Source organism: Pseudomonas sp. FP2338 (assembly GCF_030687515.1).
Classification (GTDB): domain Bacteria; phylum Pseudomonadota; class Gammaproteobacteria; order Pseudomonadales; family Pseudomonadaceae; genus Aquipseudomonas; species Aquipseudomonas salomonii.
This window is the reverse complement of sequence record NZ_CP117436.1, coordinates 5257263-5271482: the sequence shown is the minus strand read 5'-3', so window position 1 is coordinate 5271482 and position 14220 is coordinate 5257263. Positions and strand designations below refer to the sequence as shown.

Annotated in this window: 13 protein-coding genes, 1 rRNA gene and 1 pseudogene; 9 read left to right on the top strand and 6 right to left on the bottom strand. The window is 58.1% G+C overall.

Translation table 11 applies throughout. The features are described 5' to 3' along the window. Positions 1–73: 73 nt before the first annotated feature. Entirely contained in the window at positions 74–448 is a 375-nt protein-coding gene (locus PSH96_RS23855) for a cytochrome c family protein (protein ID WP_056858301.1), read from the top strand. Here the strand turns inward: PSH96_RS23855 and PSH96_RS23850 are convergent, their stop codons facing one another. The 3 genes from PSH96_RS23850 to PSH96_RS23840 all read right to left on the bottom strand — a co-directional run bounded on the left by PSH96_RS23850 (position 449) and on the right by PSH96_RS23840 (position 4422). Continuing rightward, positions 449–2470: an LTA synthase family protein gene (locus tag PSH96_RS23850; RefSeq protein WP_305455505.1), complete on the bottom strand. Its 2022-nt coding sequence runs from the start codon at positions 2468–2470 to the stop codon at positions 449–451. Between the two features lie 72 nt (positions 2471–2542). Further along, complete coding sequence (locus PSH96_RS23845; protein ID WP_305455502.1) at positions 2543–3154, bottom strand: hypothetical protein; 612 nt, start codon at positions 3152–3154, stop codon at positions 2543–2545. Next, positions 3154–4422, bottom strand: a complete 1269-nt coding sequence (locus PSH96_RS23840; protein ID WP_305455499.1) for an exo-alpha-sialidase — start codon at positions 4420–4422, stop codon at positions 3154–3156. Before PSH96_RS23840 ends, PSH96_RS23845 begins: the two co-directional genes overlap by 1 nt. Before the next feature lie 219 nt (positions 4423–4641). Here PSH96_RS23840 and PSH96_RS23835 point away from each other — a divergent pair, with 219 nt between their 5' ends. After that, entirely contained in the window at positions 4642–5304 is a 663-nt protein-coding gene (locus PSH96_RS23835) for a response regulator (protein WP_056858298.1), read from the top strand. After that, positions 5301–6683: an ATP-binding protein gene (locus tag PSH96_RS23830; RefSeq protein ID WP_305455496.1), complete on the top strand. Its 1383-nt coding sequence runs from the start codon at positions 5301–5303 to the stop codon at positions 6681–6683. Before PSH96_RS23835 ends, PSH96_RS23830 begins: the two co-directional genes overlap by 4 nt. A 151-nt stretch (positions 6684–6834) precedes the next feature. On the opposite strand, the gene PSH96_RS23825 is transcribed toward PSH96_RS23830, so the two are convergent. Together PSH96_RS23825 and PSH96_RS23820 are read right to left on the bottom strand one after the other, a co-directional pair. Beyond that, a complete protein-coding gene (locus PSH96_RS23825) occupies positions 6835–7059 on the bottom strand; it encodes a hypothetical protein (RefSeq protein WP_068931295.1) in 225 nt (74 codons plus the stop codon). Beyond that, a pseudogene (locus tag PSH96_RS23820) lies at positions 7056–8193 on the bottom strand (S-type pyocin domain-containing protein). The gene PSH96_RS23825 and the pseudogene PSH96_RS23820 overlap by 4 nt, the downstream one beginning before the upstream one ends. A 193-nt stretch (positions 8194–8386) precedes the next feature. On the opposite strand from PSH96_RS23820, the gene PSH96_RS23815 reads away from it, so the two are divergent. The 5 genes from PSH96_RS23815 to PSH96_RS23795 all read left to right on the top strand — a co-directional run bounded on the left by PSH96_RS23815 (position 8387) and on the right by PSH96_RS23795 (position 11574). After that, positions 8387–8857: a helix-turn-helix domain-containing protein gene (locus PSH96_RS23815; RefSeq protein ID WP_305455492.1), complete on the top strand. Its 471-nt coding sequence runs from the start codon at positions 8387–8389 to the stop codon at positions 8855–8857. Beyond that, on the top strand, positions 8854–9429 hold the full coding sequence (locus tag PSH96_RS23810; RefSeq protein ID WP_305455490.1) for a PIN domain-containing protein: 576 nt from the start codon (positions 8854–8856) through the stop codon (positions 9427–9429). The genes PSH96_RS23815 and PSH96_RS23810 overlap by 4 nt, the downstream gene beginning before the upstream one ends. A 474-nt stretch (positions 9430–9903) precedes the next feature. Continuing rightward, entirely contained in the window at positions 9904–10212 is a 309-nt protein-coding gene (locus tag PSH96_RS23805; protein WP_305455489.1) for a DUF3077 domain-containing protein, read from the top strand. Between the two features lie 327 nt (positions 10213–10539). Next, the gene (locus tag PSH96_RS23800; RefSeq protein ID WP_305455487.1) at positions 10540–11175 is read left to right on the top strand and encodes a LysE family translocator; all 636 of its coding nucleotides are present in this window, start codon (positions 10540–10542) and stop codon (positions 11173–11175) included. 39 nt (positions 11176–11214) lie between these two features. Then, positions 11215–11574, top strand: coding sequence for a LysE/ArgO family amino acid transporter (locus PSH96_RS23795; protein WP_305455486.1), 360 nt, complete (start codon positions 11215–11217; stop codon positions 11572–11574). On the opposite strand, the gene PSH96_RS23790 is transcribed toward PSH96_RS23795, so the two are convergent. Next, on the bottom strand, positions 11524–11853 hold the full coding sequence (locus tag PSH96_RS23790; protein WP_305455484.1) for a hypothetical protein: 330 nt from the start codon (positions 11851–11853) through the stop codon (positions 11524–11526). The two genes, PSH96_RS23795 and PSH96_RS23790, sit on opposite strands and share 51 nt — an antisense overlap. Before the next feature lie 651 nt (positions 11854–12504). On the opposite strand from PSH96_RS23790, the gene PSH96_RS23785 reads away from it, so the two are divergent. Continuing rightward, positions 12505–14041 (top strand): 16S ribosomal RNA (locus PSH96_RS23785). Positions 14042–14220: the final 179 nt, after the last annotated feature.

The window sequence follows — 14220 nt, the reverse complement described above, 5'->3', positions numbered from 1 at the left end:
GGGTTACCCGCAGCGGCACGCCGAATCGGATACAGGCATAATTGCCGCATCGTTGCCCGCTGTGGAGCCCTGCATGAAGTACGCCTTACTGACACTCGCCTTGATCCTCAACACCGCCCCGGCCTTGGCGGCCGGTGATGCCGAGGCAGGCGGCAAACTGTTCAGCAAGACCTGCGGCGGCTGCCACAGCATCGGTGAAGGCGCACGCGGCGGCTTCGGGCCTGAGCTGAACGGCATCATCGGTCGACCTGCCGGCACCACCACGGACTATCAGTATTCCGACGCGATGAAAAACTCCGGCGTGGTCTGGACCCGCGACAAACTCGCCGCCTATATCGAGGCGCCGAAGAAGGTGGTGAGCGGTACACGCATGATCTTCTGGGGTATCAGCGACCCGGAAAAAATCGAAAACATCCTGGCCTACCTGGAGACCTTCCAGCCCAAGTAATCACTCGCGCACGTTCCTGAACAGCATCAACCGTGCACTTTCATGCAGCCCACGGGTCAGCCCCTGCAGGCGCTGAAACTCTTCGGGATGCTGCCCGGCCACATCTTCGCGCGGTGTTTGCGAAGCCAGGTCATGCAAGGTCGGTGAGCCGCCGTCGTGCTGCATCTGCAACAGGAAGTGCTGGGTCACGCCGCCGATAATCGGGAAGGTGCCCTCGTGCAATACCAGTGGCACCACACGTTCGCCTTCCGGCGCCGGTTGTTGGATATCGCGACCCATCGCGCCATTGCGAAACGGCACGCCCGCCATACCGGCCACGGTCGGCAGCAAGTCCGCCAACCCCACAGCTTCGTCAATAACGCGCGGCTTAAGCCCCGGCGCGTGGATCAGCAGTGGTACGTTGTTGCTTTCCAGGCCCAGTTGCTCGAAGGCTGGCGCCATGTGCGGAATCTGGCTGATGCGCGTGTTGTGGTCGCCAAACAACACAAAAATGCTGTTGTCGTACCAGCCACCAGCCTTGGCGATGTCCATCAGGCGGCCGATGTTGTAATCCAGCAGGCGCACCGCGTTGTATTGCTCGACGCTGCGCGAACCGGCAGCCTGGACTTGTTCCAGAGTTACGTTGTTAAGTTGGAAACCATCGTTTTGCTTGGGGATGGTGAACGGCCGATGGTTGCCGGAAGTTTGCAGGTAGGCAAAGAACGGCTGGCCGTTGGGTACGGCGCGCAATAACAGGTCGCCTTCCTTGAACAGGTCCAGGTCAGAGATGCCCCACACGTCCACCCGGGGCGAGCGCCAGTGGCTTTCGTCAAACAGCTGCACGCCGTCGATGCTCTGGCGGATCAGTGCGTTGATATTCGCCCAACCGGCGTTGCCGCCGATCATGTAGAACTTCTGGTAACCCTCGAAGGCGTTGATCAACGTGTGTTGCCGCGTGATCAGCGGGTTGCGCGTGGCGGTCTCCTGGCGGGTCACGTCGGGCACGCCGGTGATGCTCGCCCACACGGTTTTGGCGGTACCGGTGACCGGCACATAGAAGTGTTTGAAGAACCAGCTTTGGGTTGCCAGCTTGTCCAGGTTCGGCGTGGGGTTCAGCGGGTTGCCATAGGCGCCGACCGCACTGGTGCCCAGGGACTCGAGCATGACGAAAACCACGTTGGGCGGGCGCTCGCCAGCCAGCTTGTAGGGCTGCACACCTTGTTCACGGCTGAAGCTCAGCTGTTGCGCGTCAGGCTGGTCAACACCCAGGTACTTGGCCACTTGCGGGTAATGCGTGCGCACCTGGGCTTCATCGAATTGCGACTGGCCAACCTTGAGCGTGTCGTACAAAAACAGCACCGGGTTCAGGCCCACGGCGGCGACCTGGCTGTTGCCGGAGAAGAACGCATCACTCCAGCGCAGCGGCACCGGGTTTTCCAGGTTGAGATTGGCCACGCGGCCAAGCAGGGCCAGTAGCACAATGACCACACCGATCACGGACACTGACGCCACTGTGAGTTTGCCGATGGTTTTTGGCGCACGATCCAGCGTCAATCGCTCCAGGCACACCAGTGCCCACACCCACACGGCCACCGCCGCCAACCAGCAGGCAGTTATCCACAGCACCGGGTAGGTCTCCCACACCATCTGTTGAGAAATCTGCGCGTCTTGCAGATAGCGCAGCACCGTCGCGTTGATGCGCACGCCGAGGTAGGCAAAGTGGCCGAAGTCGATGATGTAGATGAGGCCAACCACGGCCAGTGCAGTCAGCAAATAGCCGCGTGCCAGCCAGCGCAGGGCGGGCAGGGTGATAAGGTTCCAGCGCGGCAACCAGGCGAGCGCGGCCAGTGGCAGCAAAAGCAACACCGCCAGGCGCAGGTCGAAACGCAGGCCGATGCCGAAGGTTTCCAGCAAGCCCTCGGCGTTTAAACCCAGGCCGGAAAAGCTGATTAGAAACACCAGCCGCAACGCCGCCAGCAACACAAACACCAACCCGATCGCGCCCACGCCGTAGCGCAGGCGGCGTGATTGCAACGCAGTCATCATTAACCTTCCCAATTTCAAAAAACGACGCAGACCCACTGTGGGAGCTGGCTTGCCTGCGATAGCGGTGTGTCAGTGCCCGATGTGCTGCCTGAGGCAGCGCATTCGCAGGCAAGCCAGCTCCCACAGTTTGAGTTGCATTAATCCAGCTACCAGGCAGTAACCCATCAACAGCGGGTCGACCAGGTAATCCCAATAGTTCTCCGACGCCTTGAGCCGCAGCGCAAATGCCAGCGTGCCCACCGCCAGCATCCACACCGCCAGCCTGTTGCGCAGCGCCAGCATCAACAGCGTCAATGCGCCTATCAACACAATCATCGGCCGAGGGTTAAACCCCCATCGGTATGGATCGAAATACGTCAGCCCCATCGCCGCCGGGTACAGCACCAGGCACAGCCCGCCAAACAGCACCACCAGTTGCACTTGATGTGGCCGGCCAAGCGGCTGCACCAGCCCCAACCGGCACACCGCCACCCACGCCAACAACACCAAGGTGCTGATCGCCAGGTCATCGGTAAAACTGCGCACATACGCGGCCAACGGCAGTTCATTCACCGGGATAAAGCTCAGCACCACCAACACCGGCAACAACCATGGCCGCCACGGCGCGGTAAACCGCAACGTGCTGAGCAGCACAAACCCCAGCAATACAAAACTCAAATGGGCTTGCCACAACGCCATCATCACAAGCGCTCCGCCAGCCAGGCTTCGTTGAAGCTGACATGTTTGATAAAGGTGTTATTCCACGAGTACACCAGGTGGTACATGCCGTCCGGGCTGCGGCTGAAGTACGGGTATTCGTATTCGAAATCGCAGCCACGGGGTTTGCACACGCGGTAATCCAGGTTGCTCAGAAAGCGCTGTTCCAGCGGCAGGCGCTTGGCGCCGCTGGAGGCACGGAAGCCTTCGCCGATGATTTCTCTATAAGCCTGGGGAGAGAACGGTTGGCCGAGCGGGTCCGGCGACTGGTCCAATTGCACCACCGTGCGCCATTGCGTCATCTGCGCGTCGGTGCCGTAGAGGCTGAGCTTGAAGCGGCCGTCTTGCAGGTCGTTGAGGGCGACGAGTAAACCGTCGTCTTCAGTACCTACGGCCGCCAGCGATGAATTGGGGTTGGCCGGTTCCAGCGGGAACGGCTCGCTCCAGGTTTGCCCGGCATCCTCGGTGCGGCTGGCGAGCACGCGGTGATGGGTTTCACCGGCGTAGCGCAGCATCGCCACGGCTCGCTGGCCGTCCTGCGCCACGATGGTTGGCTGCAGCGAATGTTTGCCGCGGCTGATGCGGAATTTGTCGATCACCGCGCCGTCGGCACTCAAGTACAGGTACTCGGCAAACTTGCCCATGAACTCGTGATACACCGGCAACCCGATGGAGCCATCGGCATGGAACACCGGCGCGGCGCGCACCAAGGTGCTGATATTGAAAAACGGCGACGTTACCAATTGCCGAGGCGCCGACCAGTTCGCGCCGAGGTCATCGGAGACCATCACGTTGATTGCACTGGTGGCCCAGCCGCCGACCGACACTGACACATAAAACATCCACAGGCGTTTATCCGGCCCCAGGGCAATGACCGGGTTGCCCAGTTTGCGAATGTAACGCTGGGTGCCGTCGCGGGTGCTTTCCCGCGTGGCCAGCACCTGCTCGCCGCCCCATTCGCCACTGCGTGCATCAAACCGTGCCGTGCGCACCTGCACATCGGCGGCGCCTTCGCGGGAGCCGGCAAACCACACGGCCATCAAGTCGCCGCCGGGCAGGGCGGTCACGGAGGAGGAGTGCACAAAGTCGGTGAGCTGTGACGACACAAAACGGCTGGTGTATTGCGGGGCTGCCGCCACCTTCGCCGGGCTCGGGTTCGCCTGGGCGAACGGCGCCAGCACGTGGGGCGGATGGCTCAGCCAGGCGGCGGTAAAGACGCCTAGCAGGCTGAAGATCAGTAGGGCGCAGCGCATAGGGAACCTGTGAGAAGAAAGGATGACTGCGCACGTTCACCCGGCAGGCGCTTCCTGCGGCCGGTGAGCATGCATAACGACAGGTGGTCCCGTACCTGCCGGCACAGTGCAAAACCAACCTTAGTGCAACCTTAGTTGGCAACGCGCCGTAACATCTTTCCCCGGTTAACCCGTACTGGAACCCGGCATGATTCCGCCGTTTCCTACAGAGATTTCGCTATGCGCTTGCTCCTCGTCGAAGATGACCGCGCCCTCGGCCAGGGCATTCGCGTGGCGTTGGGCGCCGAAGGCTACACCCTGGATTGGCTGCAAGATGGCCTCAGCGCCTTGCACGCCCTGCGCACCGAAAGCTTCGACCTGCTGCTGCTCGACCTCGGCCTGCCGCGCCTCGATGGTCTCGACCTGTTGCAGCAACTGCGCGCCGGGCAACACGACCTGCCGGTGCTGGTCCTCACCGCCCGCGATGGCACCGCCGAACGCATCGCCGGCCTGGATGCCGGCGCCGATGACTACCTGATCAAACCCTTTGACGTCGAAGAACTCAAAGCCCGGGTGCGCGCGCTGCTGCGCCGCAGCCAGGGCCGTGCCCAGCCGATGCTCGAACACGCCGGCATAAGCCTCGACCCGGCCACCCAGCAAGTGCGCTATCAGGGCGATGAAATCATCGTCACCCCGATGGAATACCAACTGCTGCACCAGTTGATGGTGCGCCCTGGCAAAGTGGTGACCCGCGAGCGGCTGTCCCGTGCTTTGTATGGTTGGCAGGACCGGGTTGAGAGCAATACGCTGGAAGTGTTGATCCATAACCTGCGCAAGAAGTTATCCACAGAGCTGATCCGCACCGTGCGTGGCGTCGGCTATGTGCTGGCGCTCAAACCATGAATTCGGTACGCGCACGTATTCTTATTCCGGTGCTGGTATTGATCCTGCTCGGCGACGGCCTGATCAACTGGCTGGTGCTGCGCGACAGCCACCACGAAATCGAAGAAGTCTACGACGCCCAACTCGCCCAAAGTGCCCGCCTGCTGCAAGGCGTACTGCGCCAGCGCGATCCTGGCGACGCAGACTGGGGCCGCCTGTATGAGGCGTTCGACCAGGCCATGAGCCGCGTGGGCGAGGAGGGCGTGGCCCATCCTTACGAGACCCGGCTGACCTTCCAGGTCTGGCGCAGCGACGGGCAACTGCTCATGCGGTCTGCCGAAGCACCGATCCTCACAGCACCGCCCACCACACTCGGCGCCCATGACCTGATGGACAGCGGCAACGAGTGGTGCGCCTTCCTCCTCGCAGACGCGCAACAAGGCCTGCTGATTTGGGTAGGCGAGCGCGACGACATTCGCCAGAGCGTGATCGAGCGCATCGTGCGCCACACGCTCTGGCCCAGCGTGATTGGCGTGCCGCTGCTGACCGTGCTGATCTGGCTGGCCATCGGCTGGGGGCTGACGCCGTTGCGCACCATGGCGCGCAAGCTGCGTGGGCGTAACACCAACGCCCTGCAACCGCTGAACGTGAACCCACTGCCGAGCGAATTGGAGCCGATGCAAACCGCGCTCAACCGGCTGCTGGTGCAGATGGACGACCTGCTGGAGCGTGAACGCCGCTTCATCGCCGACGCCGCCCATGAACTGCGCACGCCGTTGGCGATCCTGCGCATTCATGCGCAAAACGCCCAGAACGCTGCGACTGAAGAACAACGGCGCGAGGCCCTGGACTTTTTGGTCAACGGCGTAGACCGCGCCACGCGTATTGGCAGCCAACTGCTGACCATGGCCCGCATCGAGCCACAACTGAGCAACCCCGTGCGCAAGCCCGTGCAACTGACGGAACTGGTGCGCGAAGAACTCGCCGAACTCACCCCGCTGGCCATGGAGAAAGGCGTGGAGCTGGTGCTGGAAGGCGATGAGGAATGCTGGGTGCAGACCGAGCCGGTGGCGTTGGCGATTGCACTGCAAAATCTGGTCACCAATGCACTTAACTTTTCGCCGGTGGGTGGCGAGGTGCGGGTGGTGATCGGCGCGCAGGGTTTGAGCGTGGAAGACCAAGGGCCGGGGATTGATGAGGCGGAGATGGGGCGCTTGTTTGAGCGGTTTTACAGCCGGGATAACGCCAATGGCGCGGGGTTGGGGTTGGCAATTGTGGAGATGATTGTTGGGAAGATTGGCAGTACGTTGAGCCTGCGAAATTTGGAGCAGGGCGGCTTGTGCGCGCAACTGAACTTCACGGCTTGCATGCAAGCGCCTGCGGGAATACCACACCGTTGAACGTGTGGGTGCAGCAGTCACAACTGGGCTTCATCTGTTCGGGCGTCAATTGGGGGTTAACCTTTTGCAGGAGGCCTGCCTCGTCGACCCACAAGCCGCTGTAATAGCTGGACTCACCTATTCGCACGTATTCGTCTTTGCAGAATGGCCATTACGCGTCGCATGCTAAATATAGCGACGCATTTTTTGGAAAGACCAATGAGGTAAGTTTTTCGATGCCTTCGATTTGCAGAGGAGTAAGCAGGTAGTCATAGACACATTCGTGTTCATTTTCCCAACCCATGATGGTTAACAAATCGGCAGCGTTCAGGCTGAGTGGAATTTCAGTCGAAATAGTGTCGCTTCCCGTCGGAACTACGTAGATAAGGTGTTTCATGGGTCTATCCTTCTCTTGTCATTTGCGTCTTTAGTTCGTTCACCTGTTATAGGGTCGAATTCTCCCAGGTGTTTACCTCGCTTGTTGTACATCTCTACCTTGCCCCGTTCGAAGTCCCATTCGTAGATGTAGCCATGTGGCTCTTTCCACCGAGGCCTAAGCTTGCCTCCTCCCTGGACTCCGGATTTGGAGGGAGCACGTACAGCATCTGGAAAGGCGGTTAAAAACGTTGGACTCGGGTGATACTTGTGATCCCCAGCCCGAACACTCACCACCACATACAGCGGCCGAACCCCCGACTCCACCGGGAACACCAGAATAAAATCCCGGTACTCTGGCGGATAAATCGGGTTTACCAGAATCTGCGCCGCCTTCTCCGTCGGCGGGTAAATCCAGATCGCCGGCACTTGCGGCGCAGCCTCCAACGCCGGGATCCCCAGCGTGTCGCGCGGATCAACCGCAGGCGTCCAGATCAGCTCCACGTCCTCACCCAAATCCGCCACAAACTGATCGCCACGGCTTTGGAACTGCACCACATCGATCATCTGCCAATCGGGGTTGTTGCCCGTGTAAAACCCATACCCCCTTTAAAGTGCCATCCTCACGCTGCTCGACGTGCAAACGCATCTGCGACCGCGCCCGTTGCAGCGAGCGTAATTGCTCCTCGCTGTAGAGCGCGCTATCGCCCAGCGCCGATGGCCATAACAACGCGACCAACCCAGTCAGCAGCCCACCGGCGACAGCGCCAACAGCAGTCGCTGCCGACTCCATTGCCGCCGAACGTAACGCCAACTGCCCCAAACCGACGGGCAGGGCACTGCCGCTGATCTTGCGCAAGGCAACCGCGCCACGGCTGTCTACCTCATGGCCACCCAACAGGCTGAAGTGGCCGTAGTCCTTGATCAACTCCAGCGGTACGTAACCGGTGGGGTCGTTGTAGCGAATGATGCCGTTGGGCAGTTGGCAGGGCTTTGTGAAGACGCAGCCGGGCGGTTTGGCGGGTGTTGGCGCTGGGGTGGGAGGCGGCTCAAATACATCAATCGGCGGTGAATAAGGCGCGCGCTTCGGCTGCGGTGTCAGGATCCGCCGTTTGAGTTGTTCTTCTTCGGTAATGGGGTACGAGCGTTCTGACATGACTGGCTCACTTCCTTGTGCGAGGGAGTGAGCCTATGAGCTGGGATCAGATGCTTATGTCGGCTTCGTTCGATGGTTGGTGTGGGAAAAGGAGACTGGCCTTTGGTTAGCCAGGACTGTTTCGATTATTGCGATTTTCGTTTGTTTCGTTTAGCTTTGGCTCAACCGAATTGCGTAACACCGGAGCTGCATCATGAACACCAATCAACTCCCCAAAACGATCCTGCCGCTGGAAAAGGAAGTCGAAGCCGCCGTGCAAGGTCAGCGAGAGCTGGCGTCTTTGCTTTCGACCAAATTTGAAACACAGCGCATCGACATCTTCGACAAAGAAGACAAACCCCACACACTTGTACTCCCGACCTCAGCCCTGCGCCTGTTGGTCGATATCCTGGGCGAATTGGCTATCGGTAATGCCGTCAAGGTCGTGCCGGTTCATGCGGAGTTGACCTCTCAGGAGGCCGCCGACCTGCTCAACGTTTCGCGCCCGCACCTGGTCAAGATGCTGGAGGAGGGCGCCATTCCTTTTACAAAAACGGGCCGGCATCGGCGAATCCGGTTTTCGGATCTGATGGCGTTCAAGCAGCGCCGTGACGAAGAAAGCCAAGAGGCAATGGAAGCGCTGGCGCAACAAGCTCAAGCGTTGGGAATGGGGTATGACGGATGAGGTGTTCGCCGTTTACCGCGGTATACGATGCGTGTGTTCTCTACCCGGCGGCACTCCGGGATTTGCTGATGTGGCTTGGTTTGTCGGGACTGTATCGAGCTCGATGGACGAGCCAGATTCATGACGAGTGGAAGCGCAACGTGCTCAAGAACCGACCCGATCTTACGGCTGAGCAAGTCAATTGCACGTCGGCGCTGATGGATAAGGCGATACCCGATGCATTGGTGACGGGGTACGAGGATCTATGTTCGAGTTTGGATTTGCCTGATCCTGATGACCGTCATGTGCTGGCGGCGGCGATTCGAAGCAAGGCTGAAGTTATCGTGACCTTCAATTTGAAAGATTTCCCGGCGCATATCCTGGCAGCTTATGACATTGAGCCTATGCATCCGGATGACTTTATTTCGGATCTGTGGGATTTGGATCAGGCGGCGGTGTTGGGGGCGGCGCAGAAGCAAAGGCGGACGTTGAAGCGGCCGCCGATGGAGGCAGGGAGTTATCTTGAGATGTTGATGCGCCAGGGGTTGGTGCAGACGAGTAAGGTGCTTGGGCCATATGCGGTGATGTTGTAGTTTCGAATGCTCGGGCCAATTTGCTGGGGATCACTCTGGTTGGTTTGCTTATCTTTGGCCTCCTCGAAAGAACAGGCATTTACCCCCGTACCAGCCTCATGACATTTTTCGTCACAAGGGCCGGCTTTGATCATCTGGTTTTTAACGCTAAGTTCTCGCTCGTCGCTGCGAATCAGCGACCGGGCCTGGAAACCCGTGGGTATAGGCGCATAGGCGCCACCATTTATCACGACCGCTGGTGCCATTTTTGTGCCAGCATATGCGTGTTATGGCGGCTGTGCGTGGGAGACTTTCGAGTCTGCCGGGTTTGCCTATTCCCCCGGTTTCCAGCCTGCGCACAGCTGCCACCCATTCGCCTGGAAACGAATGGGGCAGCTCTCTATAAAGAATGGGAGCTATACCAATGATCATTTCTAAAAGGTTTTGTCCTCGTAATACTGCAACCCACACCACCGCCCAACCCGGAGGTGCCCAATGATCAACCCACCTCTCAACAAAACCCTCGGCATCATCACCTTCTCCACCTGCGGCAAACAGCCCAACCTGCACCGTCTATTCCGTGTCAATGCTGGCGTGCCCATTCGTGATGCCCTGGAGCACGCTTCCGAGTTGCTGCACTGTTCCAAAATGCTCGCGTTGGATGCGGCCATGGACAAGAACGCGGACCGTTATGCCTGGGCGGCGCATTATTTGGGGGAGATGGCGAAGGCGGTGGTGGATGATTTGGCGAATGGGATGTTGCCCAATGGGGTGATGGAGGAGGGGGACGCTGTTTCGGTGTAAACGGGTGGTTTGAGGGTGTGGTGGCTGGTGTCATTGCAGGCAAGCCAGCTCCCACATTGGTCGGTGTACATCTGTTGAAGCAGCGCTGGCAGTAAAAAAGACCTTGGGACGCCAGGGTCTTTTTTTTGCCTGCAGAGTTCAGATTCCGGATCAAGCGTGCAGGATATTTCCACCGAGTACGCGACGATATTTTTGTACGGCAGCAGGCGAAGTCGATCATGTGTCTCTACGTGTGGTGTATGACGTTTTGCTCGCGGATCTGTATCTAACGCCCTGCTTTTCAACGCCCTACCATGGCACCCAGCACATTAATGCAGGAGCGACACCATGCCCGAACTGTCCAGCTGGCTTGCTTATGGCCTGATCTCCCTCGGTATGGTGCTGACGCCCGGGCCGAACATGATTTATCTCATTTCCCGCTCGATCTGCCAGGGGCGTACGGCCGGGTTGATTTCCCTCGGTGGCGTTGCCTTGGGTTTCCTTGTTTATATGTTCTGCGCGGCGCTGGGGATTACCGCCTTGGTGATGGCGGTGCCTTTTGCCTACGACGCGCTGCGGCTCGGTGGCGCGTTGTACCTGGTGTACTTGGCCTGGCAGGCGGTGAAGCCGGGTGGTCGGTCGCCGTTTCAAGTCCGGGAGTTGCCCCAGGACAGCCCGCGCAAGTTGTTCATGATGGGCTTGGTGACCAACCTGCTGAACCCCAAAGTGGCGGTGATGTATTTGTCGTTGTTGCCGCAGTTTATTGACCCGAATGGGCATGGCAGTGTGCTGATGCAATCACTGATCCTGGGCTTTACGCAGATTGCCATCAGCGTGAGCGTCAACGCGCTGATTGCAATGATGGCGGGCTCCATCGCCGTGTTCTTCGTCACCCGGCCAAGCTGGCAGGTGGTTCAGCGTTGGGTGATGGGCTCGGTGCTGATGGGCTTGGCCGTGCGGATGGCGGTTGAAGGGCGGCGGTGAGGTCTTCAGCGCTTACGAGCGTGCATCCGCAATCAATCCATGCCGGATACGCAAGGTGGCAATTCGCAGCGCGGACTTTTACGCACGGCGATAGTCCTTGGTTTTGCCAACCCCTACGCCTGGCTCGACACAGTGGTGCTGATCGGTTCTATCGGCGCAGCCAAACCCGCAGGCCAACAAGCACTGTTCGCGACAGGCGCGATGACGGCGTCGTTAATCTGGTTTGTGCTGTTGGCGCTGGGATGCCAGCGATTGACCTGGCTGTTTCGCTCGCCCGTGGTCTGGCGATGCCTGGACGCTGGCGTAGCTGTATTGATGGTGTACCTGGCCGGTATGTTGATCACCGACTCACTGGATATCTTTCAGATAGTCCTTGAGGGTAATCAGCGGGGTACTTAGCTCATCAAGGCTGCTGGCCTGCTGCACATCCTTGGACAGTTTGAGTAGCTCACGGCCCAGTACGGTGTCGGCGCCGCCTAGCGCATTCAAGGCCTGGGCAATGCACTCATTAAGCTTGCGTTGAATCGTCGCTAAATCCCCCTGGCGCACCAACAATCCAAACACTTCGCGCTCATACCCATCCATCACCAGGTCATCGCGCAGCAACGGGCTCGCACCGTCCGTCTCATGCACCAGCTTGAGAGCAAAAAGCGCAACAGCTTCCAGCGTCAATTCCATGGTTCCGATTCCTCGATTTCTGCGTTCGCCTGCCTATACTCACTTTTCTGCAGGCGAAAAAAAAGGCCTTGTATTTCAAGGGCTTTCTTTCGAGCCTGTGTGAAAGCGGGTTAGAGCCGGTTTGTTAGTCAGGGCCTGAAGGGGCATTGCGCGCCTACGCAAATGGAAGGTCTGCTGATTCGCCGGCCTTCCCTCGCCGCCGACTGCAAACCGGAACGCATGGGCTAGGTCGCGCGTTTGGCATGGGCCGCGTTGTCAGGCGATCGAGCACTCTATATAGCTGCAACCGTGGCACTGTGGATTAATCGAAAAGAATTTCAGGAAGGGGGTTGACCACATATTTGAATACTGTACTATTCGCCTCCCGCTGACGAGCAACTTGAAGCCGGTTCTGGTTCAAGTAGTTGATTTTGTTAAAGAAATCGCTTGACAGCAAATGAGGCTGCTGTAGAATGCGCGCCTCGGTTGAGGCGAAAGATCTTAACCAACCGCTCTTTAACAACTGAATCAAGCAATTCGTGTGGGTGCTTGTGGAGTCAGACTGATAGTCAACAAGATTATCAGCATCACAAGTTACTCCGCGAGAAATCAAAGATGTAACCAACGATTGCTGAGCCAAGTTTAGGGTTTCTTAAAAACCCAAAGATGTTTGAACTGAAGAGTTTGATCATGGCTCAGATTGAACGCTGGCGGCAGGCCTAACACATGCAAGTCGAGCGGTAGAGAGAAGCTTGCTTCTCTTGAGAGCGGCGGACGGGTGAGTAAAGCCTAGGAATCTGCCTGGTAGTGGGGGATAACGTTCGGAAACGGACGCTAATACCGCATACGTCCTACGGGAGAAAGCAGGGGACCTTCGGGCCTTGCGCTATCAGATGAGCCTAGGTCGGATTAGCTAGTTGGTGGGGTAATGGCTCACCAAGGCGACGATCCGTAACTGGTCTGAGAGGATGATCAGTCACACTGGAACTGAGACACGGTCCAGACTCCTACGGGAGGCAGCAGTGGGGAATATTGGACAATGGGCGAAAGCCTGATCCAGCCATGCCGCGTGTGTGAAGAAGGTCTTCGGATTGTAAAGCACTTTAAGTTGGGAGGAAGGGCATTAACCTAATACGTTAGTGTTTTGACGTTACCGACAGAATAAGCACCGGCTAACTCTGTGCCAGCAGCCGCGGTAATACAGAGGGTGCAAGCGTTAATCGGAATTACTGGGCGTAAAGCGCGCGTAGGTGGTTTGTTAAGTTGGATGTGAAATCCCCGGGCTCAACCTGGGAACTGCATTCAAAACTGACTGACTAGAGTATGGTAGAGGGTGGTGGAATTTCCTGTGTAGCGGTGAAATGCGTAGATATAGGAAGGAACACCAGTGGCGAAGGCGACCACCTGGACTAATACTGACACTGAGGTGCGAAAGCGTGGGGAGCAAACAGGATTAGATACCCTGGTAGTCCACGCCGTAAACGATGTCAACTAGCCGTTGGAAGCCTTGAGCTTTTAGTGGCGCAGCTAACGCATTAAGTTGACCGCCTGGGGAGTACGGCCGCAAGGTTAAAACTCAAATGAATTGACGGGGGCCCGCACAAGCGGTGGAGCATGTGGTTTAATTCGAAGCAACGCGAAGAACCTTACCAGGCCTTGACATCCAATGAACTTTCTAGAGATAGATTGGTGCCTTCGGGAACATTGAGACAGGTGCTGCATGGCTGTCGTCAGCTCGTGTCGTGAGATGTTGGGTTAAGTCCCGTAACGAGCGCAACCCTTGTCCTTAGTTACCAGCACGTAATGGTGGGCACTCTAAGGAGACTGCCGGTGACAAACCGGAGGAAGGTGGGGATGACGTCAAGTCATCATGGCCCTTACGGCCTGGGCTACACACGTGCTACAATGGTCGGTACAGAGGGTTGCCAAGCCGCGAGGTGGAGCTAATCCCACAAAACCGATCGTAGTCCGGATCGCAGTCTGCAACTCGACTGCGTGAAGTCGGAATCGCTAGTAATCGCGAATCAGAATGTCGCGGTGAATACGTTCCCGGGCCTTGTACACACCGCCCGTCACACCATGGGAGTGGGTTGCACCAGAAGTAGCTAGTCTAACCTTCGGGAGGACGGTTACCACGGTGTGATTCATGACTGGGGTGAAGTCGTAACAAGGTAGCCGTAGGGGAACCTGCGGCTGGATCACCTCCTTAATCGACGACATCAGCTGCTCCATAAGTTCCCACACGAATTGCTTGATTCATGCGTTTGTCAAAGTACAGAGCTAACTATTCGACTCGAATAATTAGCTCTGGTCTTTTTCAGAACCGTTCTTTAAAAATTTGGGTATGTGATAGAAAGATAGACTGAACGTTACTTTCACTGGTAACGG

Bases quoted from the DNA above. Each gene is read 5' to 3' on its own strand.
- PSH96_RS23855 (WP_056858301.1), top strand. From the start codon at position 74: ATGAAGTACGCCTTACTGACACTCGCCTTGATCCTCAACACCGCCCCG.
- PSH96_RS23850 (WP_305455505.1), bottom strand. From the start codon at position 2,470: ATGACTGCGTTGCAATCACGCCGCCTGCGCTACGGCGTGGGCGCGATC.
- PSH96_RS23845 (WP_305455502.1), bottom strand. From the start codon at position 3,154: ATGATGGCGTTGTGGCAAGCCCATTTGAGTTTTGTATTGCTGGGGTTT.
- PSH96_RS23840 (WP_305455499.1), bottom strand. From the start codon at position 4,422: ATGCGCTGCGCCCTACTGATCTTCAGCCTGCTAGGCGTCTTTACCGCC.
- PSH96_RS23835 (WP_056858298.1), top strand. From the start codon at position 4,642: ATGCGCTTGCTCCTCGTCGAAGATGACCGCGCCCTCGGCCAGGGCATT.
- PSH96_RS23830 (WP_305455496.1), top strand. From the start codon at position 5,301: ATGAATTCGGTACGCGCACGTATTCTTATTCCGGTGCTGGTATTGATC.
- PSH96_RS23825 (WP_068931295.1), bottom strand. From the start codon at position 7,059: ATGAAACACCTTATCTACGTAGTTCCGACGGGAAGCGACACTATTTCG.
- PSH96_RS23815 (WP_305455492.1), top strand. From the start codon at position 8,387: ATGAACACCAATCAACTCCCCAAAACGATCCTGCCGCTGGAAAAGGAA.
- PSH96_RS23810 (WP_305455490.1), top strand. From the start codon at position 8,854: ATGAGGTGTTCGCCGTTTACCGCGGTATACGATGCGTGTGTTCTCTAC.
- PSH96_RS23805 (WP_305455489.1), top strand. From the start codon at position 9,904: ATGATCAACCCACCTCTCAACAAAACCCTCGGCATCATCACCTTCTCC.
- PSH96_RS23800 (WP_305455487.1), top strand. From the start codon at position 10,540: ATGCCCGAACTGTCCAGCTGGCTTGCTTATGGCCTGATCTCCCTCGGT.
- PSH96_RS23795 (WP_305455486.1), top strand. From the start codon at position 11,215: ATGCCGGATACGCAAGGTGGCAATTCGCAGCGCGGACTTTTACGCACG.
- PSH96_RS23790 (WP_305455484.1), bottom strand. From the start codon at position 11,853: ATGGAATTGACGCTGGAAGCTGTTGCGCTTTTTGCTCTCAAGCTGGTG.